Raw genomic sequence first — 25575 nt, 5'->3', positions numbered from 1 at the left:
AACAAGATTAAAAGTGTTGTTCATATTTTTGAAAAATCGGCTGAATCCTAGTATCAATTGAAAGTTGGTTTCGAACCATAGACCAATTGAGAACTGGGCGATCATGCCATTTTTTATAAAGTTCTGTAACTCGTAAATACAATACTTTCAGTATGGCGTTTTCATTTGGAAACGCTCCTTTTTTTGTCACTTTTCGGAAACTTGAATTCACGCTTTCTATGGCATTTGTTGTGTACATAATCTTTCGCACTGCACTACCGTAATTAAAAAGCTGCTCTATATGTGAGAAATTCCGTTCCCATACGCTAACGGCTCCAGGATAGTTTGCCCACGCCACTTTAAATCGCTCAAATTCCGCAATTGCCGCTTTTAAACTTGAAGCTCCATATACTTTCTTTAACTGGGCTGTAAATCCCTTATAGTCCTTACTTGGAACATATTTTATAGAATTTCTTATTAAATGCACGATACATCTCTGTACATTTACGTCTTTAAATATTGCTTTAGCTCCATCTTCTAATCCGCTCAATCCATCCATACAGATGAATCCGATATCTTGTATTCCTCTAGCCTTGAGCTCATCGAAGATTTGCATCCAGGTATGCTTACTTTCATTTTCATTGATCCATAATCCTAAGATATCTTTATGACCATCCATGTTGTACCCAAGAATCGTATAAACTGCGCAACTCTTAACTTCATAATCTTTTCGAATTGTCACGTACATGCAGTCGACAAAAACAAATGGATAGAATGGATTTAAGGGACGTTTTTGCCATTGATCGAGCTCTTCTAATATTTTATCTGTGATGATTGAAATTTGTTCATGAGATATTTCAAAACCATAGATATCTTCAATCGTTGCGGCTATATCTCGTTGACTGAGTCCACGCGCATACATCGCTAAAACTTTTTGCTCAATGTCAGATACATTGGTTTTATGTTTGGGTATAATTTGTGGCTTAAAAGTCGCTTGACGATCACGCGGAACATCAATTGGAATAGAACCCAAAGAACTTTTAAGAGTTTTTTGTGAATACCCATTACGACGATTTGAGGATTCTTTTTCACCACGATCATTACTTGAATAACCAAGATGGTGATCTAATTCACCTTTTAGCATTGCTTGGAACATCGGTCCGAAAATATCTTTTAAGGCATTTTGCATATCTTCGACAGATTTTGGTTGATATTTTGCAATAATTTCTTGGGCAAGCTGTTCTTGTTCAGAGTTTTTTCTAGCCATTTTTTCGTCCTTTTCGTGTTTAATATTTTTTATTATCCAATATTAAAATAATCTGTGCAAGTTTTATACTTACACAGATTATTTTACACTCCCAATTTCTCGATCAAAACTTACTTATTCATTTTTATGAGTGCCTGTAATTTTCTTACATAGTTTAATAAAACAGCTCAGTTCATCCTCGGATAATGCATGTTCAATTACATCCATTGTTTTGTTTCTAAATTGCTCAGCATTTTTCAGAAACTCCTTACCACTTTGCGTAATTGTAATATCATAAATTCGACGATCATTTTCTCTTCTTTGCTGAAAAATATACTTTTTATCCAAAAGTCTTTTCGTTAACTTGGACATTCCAGCCTGAGAAATACCACGAATTTCAGTTAGCTCTTTCGTCGTTTTCATTCCTTGCTTATCCAAGATTTCCAATATAGTATATTGCGCCGTTGTTACTCCTTCTATATTAAATCGGTTCATGTTACGAATTATCATACATTGAAAAGGAATATAAGATTCTTCTAACGCTTTTCTTCTCATAACCGATCTCCTTTCTTATTATATTTCTCTAAATATATCTCTGCTATAGATGAGGTACACTTTATTCACTGTCTGTCCTAATATAATATACGGAACTCTAACTTCTTGCACCAACCAACATATCTTCCATGAATCTCTCTATCAATAAACAGCCTTTAGGGCATTTATATAGCCAAAGTATTATTTAATCAAGTTATATAGTATATCTTTTTAATTGTCTTTGCAAATGAAACTTCATTAAAATTATAACAAATTTATTAAAACTTCTTTCACACTAAAAAACCACAGGTTCATCACTATATCTAGCGAAACGACCTGTGGTTTGTCTCCTGCAGTTGCAAAGAGCACTTTATTTAATGAAAAAACCTCTACGACATTCTAACACTTTAGTATTAAACTTAAGCCAAATCTTCATTAATCTCTAGAGGTTCATCACTATCTAGCGCCCTATGAAGCTGCTCTGTATCAAGTTCTTTCTCTGTTCTAGAAATTACGACAGCGGCAACACCATTCCCAATCAAATTCGTAAGCGCTCTTGCTTCCGACATAAAACGATCAATCCCCAAAATTAGCGCAAGGCCAGCAACCGGAACGGTCGGAATAACCGATAAAGTTGCTGCTAATGTGATAAATCCACCACCAGTTACTGCAGCTGCACCTTTCGATGTTACCATTAAAACAGCCAGCATTGTAAGTTGTTCAACCAAAGTCAGATCTGTATTCGTCGCTTGCGCCACAAAGACAGCAGCCATCGTCAAATAAATTGATGTTCCATCTAAGTTAAAAGAATATCCAGTTGGAATAACTAAACCGACCACTGATTTTGAACAACCCAATTTTTCTAATTTATGCATCATGCGAGGCAAAACGGTTTCAGACGAAGATGTTCCAAGTACAATGAGAAGCTCCTCTTTAATATAATTAATAAATTTAACAATGCTAAAGCCTGTAAATCGGGCAATCCCACCAAGAACAAGGAAAATAAATAAGAAACACGTTAGATAAAAACTACCCATAAGTTTTGCCAAAGGTAAAAGAGATGCTAAACCGTATTTTCCAATCGTAAAAGCAATTGCACCAAATGCACCAATCGGAGCAACTTTCATAATAATAGAAACCACACGGAATAAAGCTAAAGAAATATTTTCAATCATCGCAACGGTTGGTTTTGCTCGTTCCCCAAGATATGATAATGCACAACCAAAAATAACTGAAAATAGTAAGACTTGCAGAATATCGCCTTTTGCAAAAGCATCTACTACGCTGTTGGGAATGATATTCATCATGAAATCAACTGTAGATTGCGATTGCGCTTTAGTTGCATATGCAGAAATAGATGCAGAATCCAGAGTGCTAGCATCTACATTCATTCCGGCACCGGGTTTGACTACATTTACAACTACCAATCCAATAAATAAAGCTACCGTAGAAACAATTTCAAAGTATAACATCGTTTTTCCGCCAACACGACCGACTTTTTTCATGTCATCCATTCCGGCAATACCTAAAACAACAGTACAAAATATAATTGGCGCAATAATCATTTTTATTAACTTAATAAACCCATCCCCAAAGGGTTTCATCGCGACTGCGATTGAGGGATAAAAATGACCGAGCAAAATACCAATCGCAATCGCAAACAACACTTGAACATAAAGAATTTTATAAAGTGGTTTTTTCATAGTTGTTCCTCCCTAATTTCAAATAAATAACTATAAATTTGAGAAAAACAGCCTTATTGGTGCAGCAGACTAAAAATCATGGCTTTTGCAAGTTTTTAGACAGTCATAACTTGGCTGTACTCACACGGCATTAAAGAATCAGAATATTCTTTATTAATAACTTACAGTCATGATAATAATGCCTATTTGTCATTATACAATAAACAAAATAAAATTACTAGTAGATTATATATATTTTATAATTATGATAACGTTATTAAAAGTTATGGCTAAATTAACTTCACATCTGTAGGAAATCTCATAATAAAACTTATCTTTTCAATAGAAATTTTTGATTTTGCATTTTATTTTCTGTTAATGAGCAGAAAAAAACAGCCTATCAATCATAGACTGTTCATTCATTTCTCCCGTAAAATTTTGCGATAGAAAATGATCAATTTAAATTTTACATCATCTTAATATCATCACCAGCAATAAGTTACAAAATATAATTCTATTAATTTACTAGATATTTTTTCAACCATTGTCGAAAAACCCCTAATTGTTTCGGTGTATAAAAATAATGCTCACCATTTTCCATTACTTCTAATGAACAGTGAAATCTATTTACAAAAGAAGATATCTCATCAAAATTACAAAGCTTATCTTCACTTCCGTAAAGAATTGTCGTAGGGCTCTCCCAGTTAACAATTGGATTTGTTTTAACATAACAATAGTAATCCCAGTATAAAGTTTGTCCCATAGGTGTAGGAATTTCTTGTTCAGCTCTTAATTTCTCCTCACTTATTTGTAACCATTTCATCATATCACGAAGGATACGATACATATCAACTACTGGTGACAAAAATAAACTTTGCTGTACAGAAAAATCTTTATACGCAAGCAGACTAAAGTACGCTCCCATGCTACAAGCAAACAAATGGATTTCCTTTGCATACTGCGCAGCAAACTTTCCTATATTATATAGCTCTAGCACACAATTTTGAACTTTGCACGGTGTAGCTTCATTTTTTCTATCACCATGCTGCGGCAAATCGAAACTAAGCACCTGATAGCCTAATGCAACAGCCTCTTCAGCGAGAATAACAATTGGGATATCTGACTTACTTGACATATTTCCATGTACGGCGATCATTACTTTTTCACTTTTTTCACCCCAAAGAAGTGCAGGTATATCTCCAATAAGCAAACTTTGTTTTATCATATTTCCTCCATCTGTTACAAAGGAAAAACCCTCCGTAAACAGCCTAAATATTTATCACTTATCATAAATTATTTTCCTCCTTTCTGCTGTATCGTGCATAAAACAATAAATCAAACTACGATTGACAACTTTTAATTTTATCATAATACAAAGATAAAATGGAAATATTCTCTATACGAAATTCAAATTATTGTTTGATTCTTTTATTTATCGGCTCCGAGAACAGGTTCCCCATTTTTCTTACAAACTTTATGCCAAATCATTTTTCGGCAACATAATTTTTCAACTTTGCTCAGAAACAAATTCATCCCAATCGCTAACGCTGCTGATAATATACTTCCCCACATAATTTTATTAATATTAAAACTCCGAAGACCATCAAATAAAATATTTCCTAACCCGCCCGCATTTATAAATGCAGCAATCGTCGCTATACCTATTGTTGAAATAATCGATAAACGTATTCCTGTAAATAAAGCATTTCGTGCTAGGGGAACCTGTATCTTAAGCAAAATCTGACGATCTGTCATTCCCATTCCTCTTGCAGCTTCAATTACAGAGGGATCTACTTCATGCAATCCTGAAACAAAATTACGCAATAATATATACTGGCTGTACATAACCATAACGATAATCGCTGTTATCTTTCCTAACCCCGTCAGCGGTATCAATATCGCAAAAAAAGCCAGACTTGGTATGGAATAGATAACCGAAAATAAATGTATAAATATTTTTTCTACAAACTTTGAATGTAAAGCAACTACTGTAAGAAAAGCAGCTAAAGGCAACGAAATCATCGTTGTAATTATAACGATTTCTAAGTGTTCCAATATAGCCATTCCTAATTTATCCGGATAATTTAACAAATACACCAACACTAGCATCACCTCACAAAACATTACCGTCTTTTTGACGAATCAATAAGTGATGATACAAAATCATCCGCTGGATCTCGCTTAATATTTTCAGGTGTGTCAATCTGACGTATTTTTCCTTCGTGCATAATCACCGTACGATCCCCCAATGCAAATGCCTCATGAATATCATGCGTAACCAGCACAAATGTATTATGTAATTTCTCATGAATACGTAAAAGTTCATTTTGTAGATTTATACGGGTAATTGCATCGACCGCACCAAAAGGTTCATCTAACAACATAATTTTAGGATCTGCAGCCATCGCTCTAGCAAGTCCGACCCTTTGCTGCTGTCCTCCTGATAACTGCACTGGATATCGCTGCATAAATATATCCGGTTTTAGTTCCACAAGTGATAACAGCTCTCTAACTCTATTCTCTATTTTCTCTTTATCCCATTTGAGAAGTTTTGGTACAGTGGCAATATTCTCGGCGATTGTCATATGGGGAAATAAGCCGACTTGCTGTATCACATACCCGATATGCCGTCTAAGATCAATCACATTTACAGTCGCAACATCTTCACCATATAGCTGAATTTCTCCTTCATTTGGTTCATATAAGCGGTTAATCATCTTCAAAAGTGTCGTCTTTCCACATCCGGATGACCCTAAAATCGTAACAAATTCACCTTCTTGTATCGATAAACTTACATGATCTACCGCATTATAACCAGCATTATTAAATTTTTTAACTACACTTTTAAATTCTATTGCCGTTTCAATCATATGATCCTCTTTTCAGTTATCTATTTTATCGAATCATAAAACTCTCTTGCTACCTTTTCAAATTCTTTCTTATCAACATCCACCTTTGCATTTAGTGCAGTAACCGTCTTTGTGTCCAATCGACTGTTTACCTTATTTAAAATCTCTGCAATATCAGGATGCTCTTTAATTACATTATCACGAACCACTGGAGCTAAATTATATGGCGGCCATACATGCTTATCATCCTCCAATAACTGGAATTTATCACTATTGACCAATTGTCCTTCTGTCGTATATGCAGGTCCAACATCGGCTTCCGCATTTTCAAGAACCTGATACTTTAGTCCATTGTCATATATTTTCGAAGACTTCCATTGAAACGTACCATATACTTTTTCCAGCGCAGGCATTCCATCTTCCCTTTGGTCAAACTCCCCCTGTGAGGCAAACCTAATTTCTTTCGCATACTTCTGTAAATCCGAGATCGTCACAATGCCAAACTTTCTAGCAACCTCTGTCCGAATCACCAAACCTTGCCCGTCATTTGCTTTTGCATATTGTAACCATATGAGATTAAACTGCTTTTGATATTCTTCTTTGACCGTCTGATAAACTACTTCCGGATCTGTCTTTAAATTTAATTTCAGTACAGATAACAACCCTGTTCCTGTATATTCCGGGTATAGATCTATTTCATTATGAATTAACGAGGTGTGAATGATCGAACCTGCAATATTTTGAACTCGTTTAACTTTATATCCAGCATTCTCCAATGCCAAAGCATACAATTCTCCTACTACCAAATTTTCCGTGAAATCTTTCGAACCTATACGGATTGTATTTATCTCACGCGCTTCGTTTGCACTATGATTCATTCCACATGCCGTTATAGACAAAAGTAGTACAGCCAATCCTACTGCAAACAACAATAGTTTTGATTTCAATGCACTCCCTACCTCCCTGCATACTTATACTTGCCCCATAATTTATCGATCATATCCAGTACTGTGCCTGCTGCAATCGATAACACCGCAACAGAAACTCCCCCGATCAAAAGCAGCTCTATTTTAAATAGACCTAACCCAGTAAAGATAATATCTCCCAACCCACCGGCTCCAATTTTCGATGCCAGTGTAGCACTTGCTATAATCTCAACCATCGCCGTCTTAATTCCTGTTAAAAGGAGCGGCATGGCCAAAGGAAAACGAACTTTGAACAATACCTGCCACTTTGTCATGCCCATTCCGTAAGCCGTTTCCAGTATGAAATCAGGAACTTCTCGTAATCCAGCAACGGTATTCATGAGAATTGGTGGTACTGCCAGTAATACCAACGCACACATTGCAGATTTAAAACCTACGCCCAAAACAGGCAATAGCATTACAAGAATAGCCAAACTCGGTATAATTCGCAGTACTTGAAAGATAGGAATCATTATTTTTTCGCACTTTCGATATTTATCGCAAATATACCCACAAAAAACTCCAACGATACTCGCAATCATCAGTGCCAGAAAGCTGATACTTATATGCCCCTTGACTAATACCAGATATGAAATGGTATTACTTCCAAAATAATTTATAATCTCTGTCCATACATTTTCATTCAAAATAAACTCCTTATACCTCTTGGATAAACTCCTTCTGCATTTATCTATATTCATTTAAGCAAAACTGTATAACAAAAATTCGCCCGGAAAACACTCTCCAGACGAATTTTTAATCTACTACTTTTATTATTTTAGTACTCTATTTTTAAAGCAACTTTCTTATTCACGCAGCTACTCGTTTTTCTTTATAAAAGGATCAACTTTCATTTTATAATCTTTCCGTAACTTCATTAAGATTCTCATAGCGTGCAATTTTAAAATCCAGTCTTTCTCTTATTGCTTTCATTTCTAAAATACGTTCATCAAGGCGTCGCCGTTCCTCTATTAAAAGTTGTTTTCTAGCTTCTTTTGTTTCATCACCTTTTTGTGAAAGCCTCACATATTCAATCAAAACTTCAACAGGCAAACCTGCGCTTCGCATACAACGAACAAATTCCACCCAACCACAACTGTGCTCGTCATAATCTCGAATACCACTTGATCTACGCGGAACAGGCGGAATAAGCCCCACCCGTTCATAATAACGCAAGGTATCTTGCGTCATACCATATTTTTCACTCACTTCTGAAATTGTCATTCTTCCTTCCTCCTATTGCACACTAATTGAACAAACCTATTTTTATTCCACCAAAGTAGACTATCCTTTTGCACATATTGTCATAAATTTAATCCTTTCTTTCTCTTACTGCTTAATATTCTGACTTTGACACTGTTTCACCTCTGTATTTGTGCCCTGGTCAACAATTTCTTGTGCCATGCGGGCATAATCTTCTCTAGATACACTATTATGAACCCCAATACAAACGAAACATATTAAAAAGTAGACCATCCCTATTAACAATAATGCAGTTACCATGCCCAATAATTTTCTCATAAAATCACCCTTAAACAAAAGCAATAATTTATGTCTCACTATAGAGGCTATCACTTAGAGTTAACTCTAAGTCAATACTTTTTTGAAACATTATGTACTATCTTTAGTTAACTGCCTCATATTTTACCATAAAACATTTAATTTAGGAAAATTATGCAAAACCTATTGACCTTGACTTAACTCAAAGTGTTAAACTTAAAGTTGAATAAATACTTCTCAAAATTAAATAAAAGGAGAAATTTTCATGGATTGGATTAACAACGCTTTAACACGTCGTAACTTTATTCGACTCGCAAGCGGTGCCGTCATCAGTATGACCGCCTTTACTACTGGTTGTTCAGCTGATAAGCTGAATCAAACTATGGGGAATGATAATCTGAATGGAAATAGAGGCAATTCTGGCAATGCAAAAGTTTTCTTTACAAACGACATGAGTGCTAAAGGTTTAATTAGCATCTACTCGCATATTAACCAAGGGATCACAGGAAATGTAGCAATTAAACTTCATACAGGTGAACCACATGGACCAAATCTTTTACCGATCGATCTTATTAAAGGTCTGCAGGCGACAATTCCCAATAGCACCATTGTAGAATGTAACGTACTCTATTCAAGCCCACGTCAAGTGACCGAAACGCACCGCAAAGTTATCAATACGAATGGATTCACTTTCTGTCCAGTAGATATTATGGATGCTGAAAAAGATATCATGTTATCAGTTCCAGTAATAAAAGAACGTATCAGCAAAGGACTCATAGAAAATCCTGAGAAACATATTACAGAAGTCCCTGTTGGCAGTCATCTGTTAAACTATGATTCTATGCTCGTTTATACACATTTCAAAGGACATGCTATGGGAGGATTCGGCGGCTCACTCAAAAACATTGGCATCGGAGTCGCTTCCAAAGAAGGAAAACATGTCATTCATGGTGATGGTTGGCCCATTGGCAAAGAATTTCTGGAGCGTATGGTTGAATCTGGCTTTGCTATAACAGATCATTTTGGCCAACATATTACCTATATTAACGTACTAAAAAATATGTCTGTTGACTGTGATTGCGATGCGCATGGTGCACCGCCAACTTGTAATGACATCGGAATTCTAGCCTCAACAGATATTCTTGCAATAGATCAGGCTTCTATTGACCTCGTTTACAAGCTACCCAAAGATCAACGCCATGATCTCGTAGAACGTATTGAATCACGCGAAGGATTACACCAGCTTGCATACATGGAATCACTCGGCATGGGATCAAGAAAATATGACTTAATTCAAATTTAAATTTTTATACCAAAAGGAAGTATCTCGCAAAACAGATACCTCCTTTTTGTTTATGTAAAAATTTTTGAAATAATATTTGCTCATAAAAATTGGGCTGTTATGAATTTCTTTGCTCATAACAGCCCAATTGCGATCACATTCACACTAAGTTTAGCAGTGTAAATAATTTATACAGAAATAACCTACTAGCTCGCTTTATCTAAAAGACCTCTATTTTGCATTTCTTCTCTGTACAGCTGATATGTACCTTCCTGAAGTTGTGCATAAGATTTATAAAAAATCCCAAAAAAGAGAATTGCCATCCACTTATTGTTATTCCGCTTCTTCTCTGCAATATTATAGAATTTAATCAATTGCTCATCAGTAACCTTACCTTTAGCAATTCTTGATTTAATCGCTTTTTGTGAAATTTTTCCTAACAAACGAACATATAAGCTAAAAATAAACATCACCACTGCGACAATAATAATGAGCAAAATAATTTGCTTCAATGTATCCATACCTATCCTCCTAGCTTATCTAAAATATGGTATATTTATACCATATTTTAGATAAGCAGTAAAGCAATTTAAGGCAATTAGGTATTAATATCTATAATAAAGAAATAAATTTTCTATAAATCCCCCTCCTCGTGTTCTTTCCGGCGTCGCCTATGTCGCATATACAGAATAAGAAGAACTACGGCAACTACTCCAAGAAACACAATGCTGAGTTCATGTCCAATCTGTGTTAGAAATCGCCAGCTCTCACCTAGCATCACACCTGCACCTAGCATTAATATTGTCCAAGGCAGCGATCCAAGAAAGGTATAAAAGATAAATTTCTTTAAATCCACATGCGCGAAACCTGCTGGCAGAGAAATAAAGGTGCGTACGATCGGCAGCATACGACTGAAAAATACTGCTTTTATCCCATATTTATCAAACCACCGTTGCGCAACATCGACATGAGATTTTTTCACTAATAAAAACTTACCATACCTGATAACAAAGGAATGCCCACCATAATGACCCACAGAATAAGCAAAAATTGATCCCGCCATTCCGCCAACCATACCAGCAACAAGTGCTCCTGTAAAATCCATCTGTCCTATAAATATCAGATACCCGGCAAACCCCAGAATGAGTTCACTTGGAATTGGAACACAAGCATTTTCAAGTCCCATTAAAGCAGCAACTGCTATATAACCCCATGCGTTAATAAAATTAATAAATATTTCTGTAAATTGTTCCATATGTTTATCCTTTCAATCGATTGCTTAATCACTTTATTCTGTACAGTTATTTCATCATCCCAACGCTACAAGTATCGCTCCAAGCGCAATCAAAGCTATGCCAAAGCCTCCTAAAACGCTGATTTTTTTCCCCTAATAAGATCACAGCAATAATCGTGGCAATTACAACACTTAACTTATCTATAGGTGCAACCTGCGATACATTACCAAATTTAAGAGCTAAAAAATAAAATAACCACGACAATGCGCCAGCAATGCCACTGAGCGCTATATACGTAATAGCTTTTCTATCAGCAATGATTTCGGGAATTTCCTTCAACGTTCCCTGGAAAACAACGACTAGAATCAAAAACGTCGCCATTATAACTGCTCTAATTGCTGTAGCAGCATTTGCATCGACTGATTGCAAACCAATTTTACCAAATACCGCCACAAGTGCCGCCGTGATAGCAGATAGCAACCCAAATACTAACCAAAGATTTTCCATATAAATCACCCCTATCAAGTACTATAATCATCAGATTGGCAAACGAATAATAAATGAACTACCTCGCCCCGAAGTACTTTCCACTTTTATTGTTCCACCATGAACATCTACAATCCACTTGGCAATAGATAATCCAAGCCCAGTACCACCTTCTTCACGCGATCTTGTCTTATCTACTCGGTAAAACCGTTCAAAAATCAATATTTTATCTTTCTCCGAAATTCCTTCTCCTGTATCATTTACAACAATTGTAACAAATGGTTTAGGACTCGTTGTTCGTGTAATCAGAACAGCAACTTCACCACCAGCAGGCGTATACTTAATTGCATTATCAATCAAAATCAAAAGTAGTTGGCTTATCCTTTCTCGATCAGCCATAATAAACACAACTTCTTCACTTTGCATTTTCAATTTAACTTCATTCACTGCCGCGAGTGGCTGCACTGAGCGAATAAGATCCTCCGCCATAGCAATCAGATCAAATTTTTCTTTTAGAATATTTTTTGTTCCCGCATCAGCACGTGCCAAAGTTAATAAATCTGTTACGAGTTTTGTCATTCTGCGAATCTCAACATTCATATCATCCAAAACTTGCGTAGAAAATGATGATAGCATTTGATCATCATCATTTCTCACTGCCTCCAAAGAAAGCTGGAGAACACTCAGGGGTGTACGCAATTCATGAGAAGCATCGGCGGCAAATTCACGCTGTCGAAAAAAAGCCTGTTTAATTGGTATGATCGCCTTTCCCGCTAATAAATGTCCAGCTAGAGCAGCAATAATTAAAAAAATTAAAGATACAAAAACCATGACAGCTAGTAACACTTTTAGCATTTGATAATAATCGCTAATATCTTCCCCCATAAAAACAGTGCCTAGTTCTTGATCTCCATCATATATCTTCATACTGCATAACATAACAACGACTCTATCGTCATTCGCAAGACGAAATTTTTTCAAGGCAACTTCTCCGTTAGCTTCCTTCCACTCATCTATAATACGCAACACACCACTTCGAATTGCATAAGCCGGCTCTTCAGCTGCAGCCATCTGTTGATCGGTATCAAAAACATAATAAAAAATCTTAGCACCATGATCATTACTCTCAGATTCCTTTGTCGGTAATTGAAAAAAAGCATCTTTTTCCTTGTATATCCCAACTTGTTCTCTAGCCTCTTCTTCTGTAAAGGATCGTAAATCATGCTTTTCTTCTTCATAAAGAACCCAAAGTAAACCTGCGGCACTCGTAATAATAAAAGCTATCATTAATAACATCATAACCATCGCATAACGCAGAGTTAATTGATTACGAATTTTTGCAAACATTTTTAACCTCCAACCTACAGCCAATATCCCTAAAACATTTATGCGGCAGTCAGCTCTTCAAATGCGTTAGTTTTCTCTGCGATAATTTTACGCCTCACAGTTCTGTCGATAGGGTGCTATGCAATTTTATTGTTTTAAGAGTAACTGCTCCCTCTTCTTTTCCCACCACATTACCAATGAAATAGAAAAACTTAACCAAGTCGCACCAGCAGCATATCCTGCTACGATATCACTAGGGTAATGAACCCCTAAGTAAATTCTGCTTATACCTATAGATGCTATAAGTATAACTGCCGCAACAGTCCCTACAATAATCCAGTGCCGCGATCGATTCCGAACAAGAAAAAAAGTCACCATTCCATAAAAACATAAAGATGTCATCGCATGGCCACTCGGAAAGCTAAACCCTGATGCAGCCACTATATGAAAAACTTCCGGTCGAGTACGTTCAAACGTATGTTTCAATATTTCATTTAAAACAGTTCCGCCTAGTAGACAAACAGCCAATCCTTTAAGCTCAATCCAACGTCGAAGAAACGCCAATACGGAAACTGTAATAAAAACTATACTTCCATAAAAGAAGCTGAAACCAAGGTTGGTTATTCTAATCATAATTAGATCTAACTCACTGGATGCAAAATAACGAATGCACCAAATAAATACGCTATCAAATACACCTGTCGATTGACGAAATATGGTTTGCCATGCCACTGCCATGAACAGACTTAACATCAATGCACTAAAAATAAGTGTTATTGCAATATAAAGGAATGGCCACTGATCTCTTATTTTCAATAGTCGGTCTTTAAAGCGTATAAAAAAAGGAAACCGACTTAGTATTCGAATAAACGTCCACAATAAATACGGTACCACAATAAGACCGCCAACAGAAAAAAGTATGACTCCAATAAGAACGACCGCCGTAAAAGAAAATTTTACAGGCGCAATAATCCATGGAGTCTTCGCCATGACATTCCCTGATTGATTTTTCAATTGCCCACCTAATATAATAATCTTCCCACGAATTTTCGCACTAGGCAAAACAGTCAAATCACCATCGACAATGATGACTTCCTCCGCAATTTCTCCTGCAACGACAGCATTAGCACTTGATACCAAAAGTCGTTCAATATACTGCTGTGGATTAATTTGAATATCTTGATGAGAAAAAACACTTGGTTGATCACGCTCTTTGCTATCGTCATCTGCAAGCGCCTGCATACTTGGCAAAAATATGAACACTAGGGCCATGATTAAGATTTTTATTCGCAAGAGCTCACCTCTTTTTCCTTACTACGATCATAATCATACCGCTCGACATATGAAAAACTTTCCACATAAATCACTCCATCATCTTACAACCTTTTTTACTATGACGTCAATGCGAGCAATTCAGAGTATGTGAACAATTTCATACAAAACATACTCCTTTATAAATTGTTACATAGATTTTGAACACTCAATTTATACCCAACCCCACGAACTGTCTGTATAATAACCACATTCTTAAAGGGCGTAAGTTTTCGCCTCAACAACCGGACGTAAGCATCCAAATTATTGGAAGATACTTCTGTTTCTAATCCCCATATTCGATCCAAAATAATTTCTCGAGGAATTACACTGTCCTGATTACGAACCAATAAATTAAGCAATTGAAACTCTCGACTAGTCAGTTGCACCTCAGTAGCTCCCTGTCTAATACAATGTGTCAGTCCATCAAAAATCAAATTACCAAATTGCATAATATCTTCTGTTAATTTTATATTACTGCGTCTAGCCAGAGCTCGAAGCCTAGCCAACAGCTCTGCAAACTCAAATGGCTTGACAATATAATCATCTGCACCAGTGTCTAAACCTAGCACTCGATCATCAACAGCATCTTTTGCAGTCAGCATTAAAACAGCCCCATTATAACCTTGTTTACGTAGCTGGTTGCAAACAGCAATGCCTGTTTGTCCTGGCATCATCCAATCTAAAATCACTACATCATAAGGATCGTAAAGCGCATATTCCAACGCCAAGTCTCCATTCACTACCCAATCAATTCGTATATCAGATTTCTCCAACATATGCTTGATCAACTTCCCCAGCTTAGTATCATCCTCGGCAAGCAACACTCTCATAAAGCCATCCTCCTTCCTCACTCTCTATAATATAGTGCTCCTGTAAAATCCATCTGACCTGTAAATATCAGATATCCAGAAATACCCAGAATAAATTCGCTTGGAATTGGTACACAAGCATTTTCAAGTCCCATTAATACCCCTATACGTCAATAAAATCAATGAAGGTTTCTGTAAGTGTCCCTATAAATCGCCTCGATCAAATATTATAATGATCAGATTGGCAAGCAAATAATAAATGAACTACCTCTCCCCAAAGTACTTTCCACTTTTATTGTTCCACCATGAACATCTACAATCCACTTGGCAATAGATAACCCAAGCCCAGTACCACCTTCTTCACGCGATCTTGACTTATCTACTCGGTAAAACCGTTCAAAAATCAATGTTTTATCTTTCTCCGAAATTCCTTCTCCTGTATCATTTACAACAATTGTAACAAATGGTTTAGGACTCGTTGTTCTTGTGATCAGAACAGTAACTTCACCACCAGCAGGAGTATACTTAATTGCATTATCAATCAAAATCAAAAGTAGTTGGTTTATCCTTTCTCGATCGGCCATAATAAACGCTACTTCTTCACCTTGCATTTTTAGTTTGACTTCATTCACTACTGCGAGTGGCTGTACTGAACGAATAAGAACCTCTGCCATAGCAATCAGATCAAATTTCTCTTTTAAAATATTCGTTGTGCCCGCATCCGCGCGTGCCAAAGTTAATAAGTCTGTTATGAGTTTTGTCATTCTGTGAATCTCACCATTCATATCCTCTAGAACTTGTGTAGAAAATGATGATAGCATCTGATCATCATCATTTCTCACTGCTTCCAAAGAAAGCTGGAGAACACTCAGAGGTGTACGCAATTCATGAGAAGCATCGGCGGTGAATTCACGCTGACGGGAAAAAGCCTGCTTAATCGGAGTCATTGCCTTCCTGGCCAACAAATGCTCGGCAAAAGCAGCGACGATCAGAAAAATAATTGAGACTAAAACCATAACGAAGAACAACATCTTTAATATTAGATATTCAACACTGACGTCTTCACCCATAAAAACGGCGCCTAGTTCTTGATCTCCATCATACATTTTTGTACTACACAACAGCACTACAGCTTGATCACCATTATCAAGACGAATTTTTCTAAAAGCAACGTCTCCGTCGTCTACATCCCAATCGCTTATAATACCTAATGCACCACTTCGAATTACATAGGCTGGCTCTTTAGCTGCAGTCATCTGTTGTTTGGTATCAAACACATAATAGAAAACATCCTCGTCATCCACGTTATTTTTAGTTTTCTTCGTCAACGACTCAAAATAAGTATCTTTTTCTTTGTACATTCTCACTTGCTCTCGGGCCTCTTCCTCCGCCAAAGAAAGTAGATCATGCTTTTCTTCTTGATACAATATCCAAAATACGCCTACCGAGCTCATGACAATAAAAGCCGCCATGAGCAGCATCATAACCGTCACATAATGCAAAGTTAATCGTTTACGGGTTTTCGTAAACATTTTTAAATCCCACCTTATAACCCAATCCCCTACTAAATTTCGTGTTGTATACTAACTTCTTCTCAATGATTATAAGCAAATTCTCTGATTGAAAGCAGCAATGCCAGTTTGTCCAGACAGCATCCAATCTAAATTTACTATATCATAAGGATTGTAAAGCGCATATTCCAATCCAAGTCTCCATTCAATACTCATTCAACGCAAACATTAGATTTCTCCGACACTGATCAACTTTCTCAGTTCAGTATCACCCTCGGCAAACAAGACTCTAATAAAGGCCTCTCCTGCCTCACGCTCTATAATATTATCATTTTATTATTGAATAATAAGACACACCCTCTATACGCTTTAGCAACTGATATCTATACGGATCTGCATTCAGCAGAAAATTTTCTCTTTGTTTATCAGGTACGACAACCAAACTATTAGAAGATTGCCATTGTTCTCCAAAATCAGTAAGTTCTTGTATTGGCATAGTATATTTGCTTGACCAGTCGAGTTCTTTTGACTGTGTTGAATCCACGACCTCCGACGAGGTGAGCTTAACTGCAATCTCGTCACTATAAAAAACTGCTGAAGTACTGTAAAACTGATACATTCCTATTTTTTCCGCACCAAGATAAATCATACTCTCTGCGATTTTTTTTCCTGAGCGATTTTCTGCTATAACAGGATATATAAAAACACAAAGTATAATATATATTCCCAGTTGCCACAAACAGATCAACTTGAAAATATCATCCGTGTTTTTTTTCCTCGCTTTCCACATACTAAATACCAAAAATGTTAACAAACTAATCATAACCATTTGAAAATTTGCCCCAGATAAATATCGGTAAGCGGCAAATACATAAACCACCCCAAGCAATAATACCGGAATTCCGATCCAATAGCAAATCGTCGCCACTCGCTCACTCTTTAGTATTTGCTCCAGGTGAACAGCAGTCAAAATTGCTATCGGAAAAAGAATGGGAAATGTATAAGTCAGATACTTGGTTGCCATCAGCGAATAAAAACCAAAGTAAGCAGCAATCCAAACAAAAAAGAATACATATAATGAAGAAGTTTGATGGAGCAATTTTTTTCCGCCCTGAATCAAAGATTTTATCGCTAAAGCAGACCAAGGCAACAAGCTGATTACAAATACAGCAAAATAATAATAGCTCACATTATCCTTAGGATGTTCGGAAACTGTTGCGCGAAGATAGTTATGCACACCGAAAAAAGTATCGATGAACGCAGTACCATGTAGGGCATACATAGTAACATACCACGGCAGAGCTACAACAGCAAATAAAAAGACTCCAGTTGGCAAAAACATTGCTTTGAGCTCTGCCCAATTACGCTGTGTCGCAATGAAAACAATGATTACCAAACCAGGCAGCAAAACACCAATCGGGCCCTTAGTCAATACAGCAAAAGCCATGCTAACATAAGCTGCAAGATACCACCACTTGCAACCATCCATTCTTACATATCCTAGATAAAAAAAGCCTAAAGCAGCGCAGTTAAATAAAAAAAACACCATATCCGTAATAATCAATTTTGCTAAAATCATATATTCAAAGGATGTTCCCATAATGATTACAGCTAAAATTGCTGTCTTCCGCGATGCAATTTTGCTCGTAAACCAATACAGCAGAACCAAACCTACAGAGGCAAAAAAAGCTGGCACTAACCGCGCTGCCCACGCGGAAAAACCAAAGAACTTAAAAGTTAAGGCTGTAAGCCAATAAAAAAATACAGGTTTATCAAACCATACATTACCATAAATTCTTGGTGATATCCAGTCCGCTGTCAATACCATCTCTTTCGCTGTCAACGCATAATTCGATTCTACCGGATCTGTAATAGGCATTGCCTGATTAAAAAACATATAAGCAAAAAACGAAAATAAAAATATACGCACATACATTTTGTTGGCACGCATAAACGAATTTACATTACTAAATACTTTCATTGTCATAGTCCCTTTCTGAGAGAATGTTCATTGTTTTCATAAAATAAAAGCATTACATCTTCTTGATCAACAAGTAGCCGAAGTTGACTCTGTATCGACGAGGGTAAACTTTCAAAGCTTGTCTTTTTCATAACAAAGTATGCTCTGCCTTTTTCACTAGAAAGAGCTGTTCTCAGCTGTTCCTCGCTAAATTCAAAACCTGCAATTCCCGTGTAATACATAAAGCCCGGTCGATAAAATTTTTCGATATATACTGGGGCTTGCCCACTGTATTGCTGTTGAAATTGATCAGCAAATGCTTTCACCGAAAAAGCAGGAGCAAGTATGGGCATACCCCACTTCATTAAAAACACTAGAAATATGATCATTCCTAATACCGTCGTAGTAAATACAGCACGGAAATTATGACGAAAGCTCTGAAATAGAACTAAAATCGCTACCCCACTTAAAATTATCGTTACCCCCTTGACAACGGATATCAAATTTACCGTTGTCCCTATTCCGGTAAATGACATGACAATACTCAAAACAGCAACAATGAGTCCCAAAAATCCTGCAAAAGAAATTAACGCCTTATATCGCTTTTCCGTCCATATTTTGTCAAAATAATAACCAATCAGTAATGCCAATGGAGGATATATTGGTAAGATATATGAAACGAGTTTTGTCTGTGATATCGAAAAAAATAAAAATATAACGAATATCCATATCTCTAAAAATATACAGACATTACGATACTGCCCCTTTTCTTTCATTGCTGAAAGAAAAGCCTGTACTAGACAGGCTGACCACGGGAAAAAACCTAGAAGTAATACAGGAATATAATAATACCAAACTGCACCAGACACGTGCTCTGGCTGCAAAAAACGAGTTACATTGTGAAAGCCCAAAAAAGTCTCAATAAACGTCATTCCATGAAGATAATACATTACGCCATACCAGGGCAAAGCAATCAAAGCAAAAACTACACTGCCACGAATAATTTTTATTGTCTTTATGCTATTGAAACTACCTGTTACCCCTAGATATAAACTAATAATTAGACCACAGAAAAAAATAGCGACCGGCCCTTTAGTCACGACTGCAAGTGCGGCTAATACGTACAGCAGATTATATTTTTGATGCAAAAACGATAACAAAGCCGCTGTCATAAAAAAGGTTAACGTCATATCAGTAACGGCTGCATTACCAAGATAAAAATATTCAAAACTAGTGACCAAAACCAATGCGCTAAGCAATCCAGCTCGTTCATTAAAAAGTTTTCGTCCTGATAAATAGACGAGAACAGCTCCACTTACAGCGAAAAAAGCCGATGGAACTCTAGCCGCAAACTCCCCTTGACCAAAAATAGAAAATGCCGCTGCCACGAGCCAATAATACATCGGAGGCTTATCATACCAAAACTCACCATAAATGCGCGGAGAAATAAAATCCTGAAATTGCAACATTTCTCTGGCCGTCTCAGCATATACAGGTTCATCAGGATCCAACAAGGGATGAATTCCCAAAAATGTAAACATGAGCATGCCACCTATACATAGAATCAATGAAATCGAGAGCCAAGTCTTTTTATTTTTCATTGTACCAATAGTCCCTTTCTATTCTATTTTCATTCTCATTACTCAAACGAAAATTTAGTGTTGATATGCTCTCAGCATCGAATAAAGACCTTCTTCTAACGTATACGTCGGATGCCAGTTCAGGTTACTAACTGCAGACTGATTATCTAATACCGAATGACGTATATCATTCTCACGCGGTGCCATGTTTGTCACTTCTGGCTGTTTTCCACAGACCCGGGATAACGTTTCAATCAGATCCCGAAGGCTAGTTTCTTGCACCGTGCTAATATTGCAACTCCGATTTGCTTCACGCGTAAATAATGCCTGATAATTTGCCATAGCAACATCCTTAACATAGATAAAATCCCGTGTCTGTTTTCCATCACCATATACAGTCAATCTCTGATCATGCATGAGTCTATTTAAAAATGTACTGATGACACCCCCTTCACCACTGTCACCTTGACGTTCTCCATAGACATTTGCATACCGCAGTGCGACATACTCTAACCCAAAGTTTTTCTGATATAAATTTAAATAATGTTCCCCAGTCAACTTACTCTCTGCATAGAAAGATACTGGATCCTTTTCACCTTCTTCAGTAATCGGCAATATTGGTGTATCACCATAAATAGCCGCACTTGATGCAAAAATGATCCTCTTTACGCCTGTCCATCGACTTGCTTCTAAAAGATTAACCAATCCACGAATATTTACATCACAGTCGTAATAAGGATTCTTTAAAGAATTTGAAACCATCGTTTGGGCAGCTTGATGAATAACATAATTAAACCCTGTGCACTCCATTAATTTTCTAAGATCTTTATCCCGGATATCCTTTTTTACAAAACTCGCTTTGGGATTGATATTTCTAAGAGATCCAGTACTCAAATTATCTAAAATAGTTACCTGTATATCAGATTGAACTAATAAATCTACAATGTGTGAGCCAATAAAGCCCGCGCCTCCTGTTACAAGAACTTTCATTTCACCTTCTCCTTCCATCATTACGCGCCCAAAAAATTCTGTCATATCTAATACTTCAAGCTATTTTCATCGTTATTTTTTTGAGAAATCACTTCAGTCCGACTATTCAGCTCAGACCGCACCCAATAGAGAGGTCTTTCCTTGACTTCCTCAAAAATACGACCGATATATTCACCAATGATACCCAAGCCCACCAATTGAATGCCCCCTAAGAGTAATATACTAGCGGCTATTGTAGCCCATCCTGGAACAGCATCGTTCGTAAACACTCTTGTATAAACTACATCCAAGGTTAATCCAAAACTTAAAATCCCGAAAATTAACCCTAGATAAAAAGCAAAGCGCAAAGGCAGCTTTGAATACGCTGTGATTCCGTCTAACGCAAAAGAAAACATTTTTTTAGGAGAAAATTTAGATCTGCCTGCAAAGCGCTCAGATGCCACAAATTCAATCTGCACTTGCCTATATCCCATGTCACCAATAATCCCCCGAATGAAACGAGCTTTTTCCTTAAAACAATGAAACGTCTGTACCACTTTCTTATCTATCAACCGAAAATCTGAGCCACCCGCTATAATATCAACACTGGACATAATATTGATTAAGCGATAAAACATAGCTGAAGTAAATTTCTTTAATCTAGAAACACCGATAGTATCAATTCGGACAGTCTGTACTATATCGAATCCTTCTTCCCATTTTTCCAGTAAATCTGGTAGTAATTCCGGCGGATGCTGCAAATCACCATCCATAGTAATTACTGCATCCCCTCTGGCATAATCAAGTCCGCAAGTTAATGCTACTTGGTGTCCAAAATTCCGGGCTAAAAAAATTGCTTTAACCTTTCCATCCTGTTGTGCCAATCGTTTAAGGATCATAGCAGTATCATCTTTTGAACCATCATCAATAAAAATCAGTTCGTATTCATACCTCAAAGAATCCATATATTTATTTACTTCCTGATAAAACATCTTCACATTCTCCTGTTCATTAAAAACAGGTACAACGATTGAGATCAGTTTCATTTTTTCTCTCCACCTTATCTACATGATTGCTAAACACATCAATTTCGACTTATTTTAATGAATCCAATCTCCCTTACAACGTATAAAAACCCGAATTTTTACAAACTTATCTATAAAAACAAACCATATGCTTGTCCCACAACATTTTTTTCTAACTGAGCTTAACAAGTTATTCTGAAAATACGATGAAAAAATCTACAGCCGATTTATTCACACCGCTTTTCCAAATCACCATAATTGATCATCTGTATTTCATTCCTTTTGATACAATCTAAAACTTTTTCATCTTTTAATGCCATCAGTTCTTCTCCCCAATGGTAGCTCCAAGGGAACAACTGCCCTAACGTAGCTGTTTCCTTCCCTGGATGTACCATGATTTCAGATATTCCATTTGGCAGCTCTTGCAAAATATGCGATAAAGATAATTGCGTCATAGCTCCACCTTCCAGCATTCCAAAAAAATGTTGTGGAAACACGAAACCCTCTCTTGCATAAACTCTTTGCGCCAAGAATGAACATCCAGTAAGAGCTGCTCTCGCAAAAAATCGATTTATATTATAGTCTCCCATTCCTATAAACCCTACAGGCTCCGCTGGTATTCTCATTCTGTCAACGCCAAACTCTCTGGCGACCCTGCAAATAATTTTTTGTATTCCCGGCAGGACATGCAAGTGTTGGTGGCTATCAATATGCGTTATTTTAATTCCTGTGCCCGCCACTTTCTGCATTTGGCATAAAAATTCCCATTCTATATGTTCGTTAGAGATTTGACCACTAACATATCTCTTAATAAATTGACTATAGTTAGGAAGAAAAGCTCCATCTTGTGTCAACAAGGTATGAATATCACTGCGTGCTACTGGATTTGCTCCAACCAGTGTTAAGTGCACACCAACACCAAGTTTTGAATGTTTCTCAATCAAATTAACGGCATGTTCAAAAGCGCCCCCGCCCGCCATAATTGATGTGCTTGTAACACAACCCGCAGTATAAGCCTCTACTATGCCTTCATTTATTAACTCATGCAATCCAAAATCATCTGCATTAATGATTAATTGCTTCATAAAATCACCTTCTCTTTAGTACAGAACATTGGTACGCTACTTTGGATAAGTCTAACGATTCAATCTGAAATTAAAATGAAAATCAAACTCTTTTCTACAAATAAAAAAACGCCAAGAATAAATTCTTGGCGTTTTTCCAATTGAGTTTCATCATATTATTAAATTTTATCGTCTCTCTATTCAAAAATCTAAAGTCTGCACGATTTTTAGAACTAGGCGGCTTTTCTTTTTTATTGAAATTCTTTGCCTCTTAAGAGTAGATGCAGGTTTTACCTCTTTATTATCAACCGAAGCTCCGATTTCAGACCTGTATGCTTTCTTCCTCGCAATCCCCTTTTATGCAAGATTGCAAATATAAGTCATCTAATAACTGCAGTCCAGCTTTGGTTTTAAATATTTTTTCCCGGATATTTCTTATCGAAGCGACGGGCATCTCATCTTCAAAAATATTAACGAGAAAATCTGCCTCAACCAAGATTTGATAATCTATGCTATCAATCGTATGATACGTGTGATGATGCGCAATCAACCAACAAATACGATCAATTGTAGCCCCATCAACCCCTATGTTCTCCAGCATTATCTTCGCCTCGGGCGGTCCTTCTATTTGTTGATAGTTTCCACTTGAGCTCTGATATTTTAGTTCACTATTTTTGATCCCAATATCATGAGTCAATGCAGCAATTTCGAGAATTTCTTGCTCAACATCATCCAGTTCTTCCTGGGCACCAATTAGTTTGGGAGTGTCAAGAATTTTGTGTAACAAGATTAAAAGTGTTGTTCATATTTTTGAAAAATCGGCTGAATCCTAGTATCAATTGAAAGTTGGTTTCGAACCATAGACCAATTGAGAACTGGGCGATCATGCCATTTTTTATAAAGTTCTGTAACTCGTAAATACAATACTTTCAATACGGCGTTTTCATTTGGAAACGCTCCTTTTTTTGTCACTTTTCGGAAACTTGAATTCACGCTTTCTATGGCATTTGTTGTGTACATAATCTTTCGCACTGCACTACCGTAATTAAAAAGCTGCTCTATATGTGAGAAATTCCGTTCCCATACGCTAACGGCTCCAGGATAGTTTGCCCACGCCACTTTAAATCGCTCAAATTCCGCAATTGCCGCTTTTAAACTTGAAGCTCCATATACTTTCTTTAACTGGGCTGTAAATCCCTTATAGTCCTTACTTGGAACATATTTTATAGAATTTCTTATTAAATGCACGATACATCTCTGTACATTTACGTCTTTAAATATTGCTTTAGCTCCATCTTCTAATCCGCTCAATCCATCCATACAGATGAATCCGATATCTTGTATTCCTCTAGCCTTGAGCTCATCGAAGATTTGCATCCAGGTATGCTTACTTTCATTTTCATTGATCCATAATCCTAAGATATCTTTATGACCATCCATGTTGTACCCAAGAATCGTATAAACTGCGCAACTCTTAACTTCATAATCTTTTCGAATTGTCACATACATGCAGTCGACAAAAACAAATGGATAGAATGCATTTAAGGGACGTTTTTGCCATTGATCGAGCTCTTCTAATATTTTATCTGTGATGATTGAAATTTGTTCATGAGATATTTCAAAACCATAGATATCTTCAATCGTTGCGGCTATATCTCGTTGACTGAGTCCACGCGCATACATCGCTAAAACTTTTTGCTCAATATCAGATACATTGGTTCTATGTTTGGGTATAATTTGTGGCTTAAAAGTCGCTTGACGATCACGCGGAACATCAATTGGAATAGAACCCAAAGAACTTTTAAGAGTTTTTTGTGAATACCCATTACGACGATTTGAGGATTCTTTTTCACCACGATCATTACTTGAATAACCAAGATGGTGATCTAATTCACCTTTTAGCATTGCTTGGAACATCGGTCCGAAAATATCTTTTAAGGCATTTTGCATATCTTCGACAGATTTTGGTTGATATTTTGCAATAATTTCTTGGGCAAGCTGTTCTTGTTCAGAGTTTTTTCTAGCCATTTTTTCGTCCTTTTCGTGTTTAATATTTTTTATTATCCAATATTAAAATAATCTGTGCAAGTTTTATACTTACACAGATTATTTTACACTCCCATTAGTTTTGCAAAACCATAGACTTTTAAAAAGTGGTTGAGCCTTTTAGGATCTCCTTGATAGTAAGAAACCATATCACTAAGAACAGCCTCAATACGATTCATGTTTACCTCCACACTTTATTCCTTTTCATTCACT

Annotated in this window: 23 protein-coding genes and 2 pseudogenes; 1 reads left to right on the top strand and 24 read right to left on the bottom strand. The window is 36.6% G+C overall.

What is annotated here, in order from left to right:
- Positions 1 to 7: 7 nt before the first annotated feature.
- The 9 genes from BN6559_RS18390 to BN6559_RS18350 all read right to left on the bottom strand — a co-directional run bounded on the left by BN6559_RS18390 (position 8) and on the right by BN6559_RS18350 (position 8479).
- Positions 8 to 1246: an IS256 family transposase gene (locus BN6559_RS18390; RefSeq protein WP_110952991.1), complete on the bottom strand. Its 1239-nt coding sequence runs from the start codon at positions 1244 to 1246 to the stop codon at positions 8 to 10.
- Between the two features lie 114 nt (positions 1247 to 1360).
- On the bottom strand, positions 1361 to 1780 hold the full coding sequence (locus tag BN6559_RS18385; protein WP_110956086.1) for a MarR family winged helix-turn-helix transcriptional regulator: 420 nt from the start codon (positions 1778 to 1780) through the stop codon (positions 1361 to 1363).
- 398 nt (positions 1781 to 2178) lie between these two features.
- A complete protein-coding gene (locus tag BN6559_RS18380) occupies positions 2179 to 3462 on the bottom strand; it encodes a dicarboxylate/amino acid:cation symporter (protein WP_110956085.1) in 1284 nt (427 codons plus the stop codon).
- A 496-nt stretch (positions 3463 to 3958) separates the two neighbouring features.
- Complete coding sequence (locus BN6559_RS18375) at positions 3959 to 4666, bottom strand: alpha/beta hydrolase (protein ID WP_110956084.1); 708 nt, start codon at positions 4664 to 4666, stop codon at positions 3959 to 3961.
- A 203-nt stretch (positions 4667 to 4869) separates the two neighbouring features.
- Positions 4870 to 5544, bottom strand: coding sequence for an ABC transporter permease (locus BN6559_RS18370; protein ID WP_110956083.1), 675 nt, complete (start codon positions 5542 to 5544; stop codon positions 4870 to 4872).
- Between the two features lie 20 nt (positions 5545 to 5564).
- Positions 5565 to 6311 carry an ABC transporter ATP-binding protein gene (locus BN6559_RS18365; RefSeq protein WP_110956082.1) on the bottom strand — a complete coding sequence of 249 codons (747 nt, stop codon included), beginning with the start codon at positions 6309 to 6311 and terminating at the stop codon, positions 5565 to 5567.
- Positions 6312 to 6331: 20 nt separating this feature from the next.
- Positions 6332 to 7237 (bottom strand): glycine betaine ABC transporter substrate-binding protein, encoded by a 906-nt coding sequence (locus BN6559_RS18360; RefSeq protein ID WP_199884143.1) that lies wholly within the window; start codon positions 7235 to 7237, stop codon positions 6332 to 6334.
- A gap of 8 nt (positions 7238 to 7245) precedes the next feature.
- Positions 7246 to 7902, bottom strand: coding sequence for an ABC transporter permease (locus tag BN6559_RS18355; RefSeq protein ID WP_110956081.1), 657 nt, complete (start codon positions 7900 to 7902; stop codon positions 7246 to 7248).
- 208 nt (positions 7903 to 8110) lie between these two features.
- Entirely contained in the window at positions 8111 to 8479 is a 369-nt protein-coding gene (locus tag BN6559_RS18350) for a MerR family transcriptional regulator (protein ID WP_110956080.1), read from the bottom strand.
- Positions 8480 to 9089: 610 nt separating this feature from the next.
- Between BN6559_RS18350 and BN6559_RS18340 the strand changes: the two genes are divergently transcribed.
- Positions 9090 to 10058 (top strand): DUF362 domain-containing protein, encoded by a 969-nt coding sequence (locus tag BN6559_RS18340; RefSeq protein WP_110956468.1) that lies wholly within the window; start codon positions 9090 to 9092, stop codon positions 10056 to 10058.
- 185 nt (positions 10059 to 10243) lie between these two features.
- Here BN6559_RS18340 and BN6559_RS18335 read toward each other — a convergent pair whose 3' ends face one another.
- From BN6559_RS18335 to BN6559_RS18270, 15 genes and pseudogenes are all read right to left on the bottom strand, one after another.
- Positions 10244 to 10558 (bottom strand): hypothetical protein, encoded by a 315-nt coding sequence (locus BN6559_RS18335; RefSeq protein ID WP_110956078.1) that lies wholly within the window; start codon positions 10556 to 10558, stop codon positions 10244 to 10246.
- A gap of 113 nt (positions 10559 to 10671) precedes the next feature.
- Positions 10672 to 11292: a DedA family protein gene (locus BN6559_RS18330; RefSeq protein WP_110956077.1), complete on the bottom strand. Its 621-nt coding sequence runs from the start codon at positions 11290 to 11292 to the stop codon at positions 10672 to 10674.
- Positions 11293 to 11346: 54 nt separating this feature from the next.
- Positions 11347 to 11779 (bottom strand): annotated as a pseudogene (locus BN6559_RS18325) (EamA family transporter).
- 30 nt (positions 11780 to 11809) lie between these two features.
- Positions 11810 to 13105 (bottom strand): sensor histidine kinase, encoded by a 1296-nt coding sequence (locus BN6559_RS18320; protein ID WP_110956076.1) that lies wholly within the window; start codon positions 13103 to 13105, stop codon positions 11810 to 11812.
- 126 nt (positions 13106 to 13231) lie between these two features.
- Complete coding sequence (locus BN6559_RS18315) at positions 13232 to 14377, bottom strand: phosphatase PAP2 family protein (protein WP_110956075.1); 1146 nt, start codon at positions 14375 to 14377, stop codon at positions 13232 to 13234.
- Positions 14378 to 14535: 158 nt separating this feature from the next.
- Positions 14536 to 15228, bottom strand: coding sequence for a response regulator transcription factor (locus BN6559_RS18310; RefSeq protein WP_110956074.1), 693 nt, complete (start codon positions 15226 to 15228; stop codon positions 14536 to 14538).
- A gap of 32 nt (positions 15229 to 15260) precedes the next feature.
- A pseudogene (locus BN6559_RS19885) lies at positions 15261 to 15374 on the bottom strand (DedA family protein); the annotation flags it as partial.
- Between the two features lie 69 nt (positions 15375 to 15443).
- Positions 15444 to 16739 carry a sensor histidine kinase gene (locus tag BN6559_RS18305; protein ID WP_110956073.1) on the bottom strand — a complete coding sequence of 432 codons (1296 nt, stop codon included), beginning with the start codon at positions 16737 to 16739 and terminating at the stop codon, positions 15444 to 15446.
- A 307-nt stretch (positions 16740 to 17046) separates the two neighbouring features.
- Positions 17047 to 18699 (bottom strand): ArnT family glycosyltransferase, encoded by a 1653-nt coding sequence (locus BN6559_RS18300; RefSeq protein ID WP_110956072.1) that lies wholly within the window; start codon positions 18697 to 18699, stop codon positions 17047 to 17049.
- A 2-nt stretch (positions 18700 to 18701) separates the two neighbouring features.
- Positions 18702 to 20219 (bottom strand): ArnT family glycosyltransferase, encoded by a 1518-nt coding sequence (locus BN6559_RS18295; protein WP_199884141.1) that lies wholly within the window; start codon positions 20217 to 20219, stop codon positions 18702 to 18704.
- A gap of 114 nt (positions 20220 to 20333) precedes the next feature.
- On the bottom strand, positions 20334 to 21293 hold the full coding sequence (locus BN6559_RS18290) for an NAD-dependent epimerase/dehydratase family protein (RefSeq protein WP_199884140.1): 960 nt from the start codon (positions 21291 to 21293) through the stop codon (positions 20334 to 20336).
- A 2-nt stretch (positions 21294 to 21295) separates the two neighbouring features.
- Entirely contained in the window at positions 21296 to 22273 is a 978-nt protein-coding gene (locus BN6559_RS18285; protein ID WP_110956070.1) for a glycosyltransferase family 2 protein, read from the bottom strand.
- 206 nt (positions 22274 to 22479) lie between these two features.
- Positions 22480 to 23337, bottom strand: a complete 858-nt coding sequence (locus tag BN6559_RS18280; protein WP_110956069.1) for a ChbG/HpnK family deacetylase — start codon at positions 23335 to 23337, stop codon at positions 22480 to 22482.
- Between the two features lie 301 nt (positions 23338 to 23638).
- Positions 23639 to 24103, bottom strand: a complete 465-nt coding sequence (locus tag BN6559_RS18275) for an HD domain-containing protein (protein ID WP_199884139.1) — start codon at positions 24101 to 24103, stop codon at positions 23639 to 23641.
- Positions 24104 to 24105: 2 nt separating this feature from the next.
- Positions 24106 to 25344 (bottom strand): IS256 family transposase, encoded by a 1239-nt coding sequence (locus tag BN6559_RS18270; protein WP_110954966.1) that lies wholly within the window; start codon positions 25342 to 25344, stop codon positions 24106 to 24108.
- Positions 25345 to 25575 lie beyond the last annotated feature (231 nt).

The organism is Massilibacillus massiliensis (genome assembly GCF_900086705.1).
In the GTDB taxonomy this organism is placed as follows: domain Bacteria; phylum Bacillota; class Negativicutes; order FLKF01; family FLKF01; genus Massilibacillus; species Massilibacillus massiliensis.
Note: the sequence above shows the minus strand (reverse complement) of the source record. Positions and strands in the feature narration are given on the sequence as shown.

Bases quoted from the DNA above. Each gene is read 5' to 3' on its own strand.
- BN6559_RS18385 (WP_110956086.1), bottom strand. From the start codon at position 1,780: ATGAGAAGAAAAGCGTTAGAAGAATCTTATATTCCTTTTCAATGTATG.
- BN6559_RS18365 (WP_110956082.1), bottom strand. From the start codon at position 6,311: ATGATTGAAACGGCAATAGAATTTAAAAGTGTAGTTAAAAAATTTAAT.
- BN6559_RS18340 (WP_110956468.1), top strand. From the start codon at position 9,090: ATGACCGCCTTTACTACTGGTTGTTCAGCTGATAAGCTGAATCAAACT.
- BN6559_RS18335 (WP_110956078.1), bottom strand. From the start codon at position 10,558: ATGGATACATTGAAGCAAATTATTTTGCTCATTATTATTGTCGCAGTG.
- BN6559_RS18300 (WP_110956072.1), bottom strand. From the start codon at position 18,699: ATGAAAGTATTTAGTAATGTAAATTCGTTTATGCGTGCCAACAAAATG.
- BN6559_RS18285 (WP_110956070.1), bottom strand. From the start codon at position 22,273: ATGAAACTGATCTCAATCGTTGTACCTGTTTTTAATGAACAGGAGAAT.
- BN6559_RS18305 (WP_110956073.1), bottom strand. From the start codon at position 16,739: ATGTTTACGAAAACCCGTAAACGATTAACTTTGCATTATGTGACGGTT.
- BN6559_RS18390 (WP_110952991.1), bottom strand. From the start codon at position 1,246: ATGGCTAGAAAAAACTCTGAACAAGAACAGCTTGCCCAAGAAATTATT.
- BN6559_RS18290 (WP_199884140.1), bottom strand. From the start codon at position 21,293: ATGACAGAATTTTTTGGGCGCGTAATGATGGAAGGAGAAGGTGAAATG.
- BN6559_RS18310 (WP_110956074.1), bottom strand. From the start codon at position 15,228: ATGAGAGTGTTGCTTGCCGAGGATGATACTAAGCTGGGGAAGTTGATC.
- BN6559_RS18350 (WP_110956080.1), bottom strand. From the start codon at position 8,479: ATGACAATTTCAGAAGTGAGTGAAAAATATGGTATGACGCAAGATACC.
- BN6559_RS18295 (WP_199884141.1), bottom strand. From the start codon at position 20,219: ATGTTTACATTTTTGGGAATTCATCCCTTGTTGGATCCTGATGAACCT.
- BN6559_RS18375 (WP_110956084.1), bottom strand. From the start codon at position 4,666: ATGATAAAACAAAGTTTGCTTATTGGAGATATACCTGCACTTCTTTGG.
- BN6559_RS18320 (WP_110956076.1), bottom strand. From the start codon at position 13,105: ATGTTTGCAAAAATTCGTAATCAATTAACTCTGCGTTATGCGATGGTT.
- BN6559_RS18380 (WP_110956085.1), bottom strand. From the start codon at position 3,462: ATGAAAAAACCACTTTATAAAATTCTTTATGTTCAAGTGTTGTTTGCG.
- BN6559_RS18270 (WP_110954966.1), bottom strand. From the start codon at position 25,344: ATGGCTAGAAAAAACTCTGAACAAGAACAGCTTGCCCAAGAAATTATT.
- BN6559_RS18280 (WP_110956069.1), bottom strand. From the start codon at position 23,337: ATGAAGCAATTAATCATTAATGCAGATGATTTTGGATTGCATGAGTTA.
- BN6559_RS18330 (WP_110956077.1), bottom strand. From the start codon at position 11,292: ATGGAACAATTTACAGAAATATTTATTAATTTTATTAACGCATGGGGT.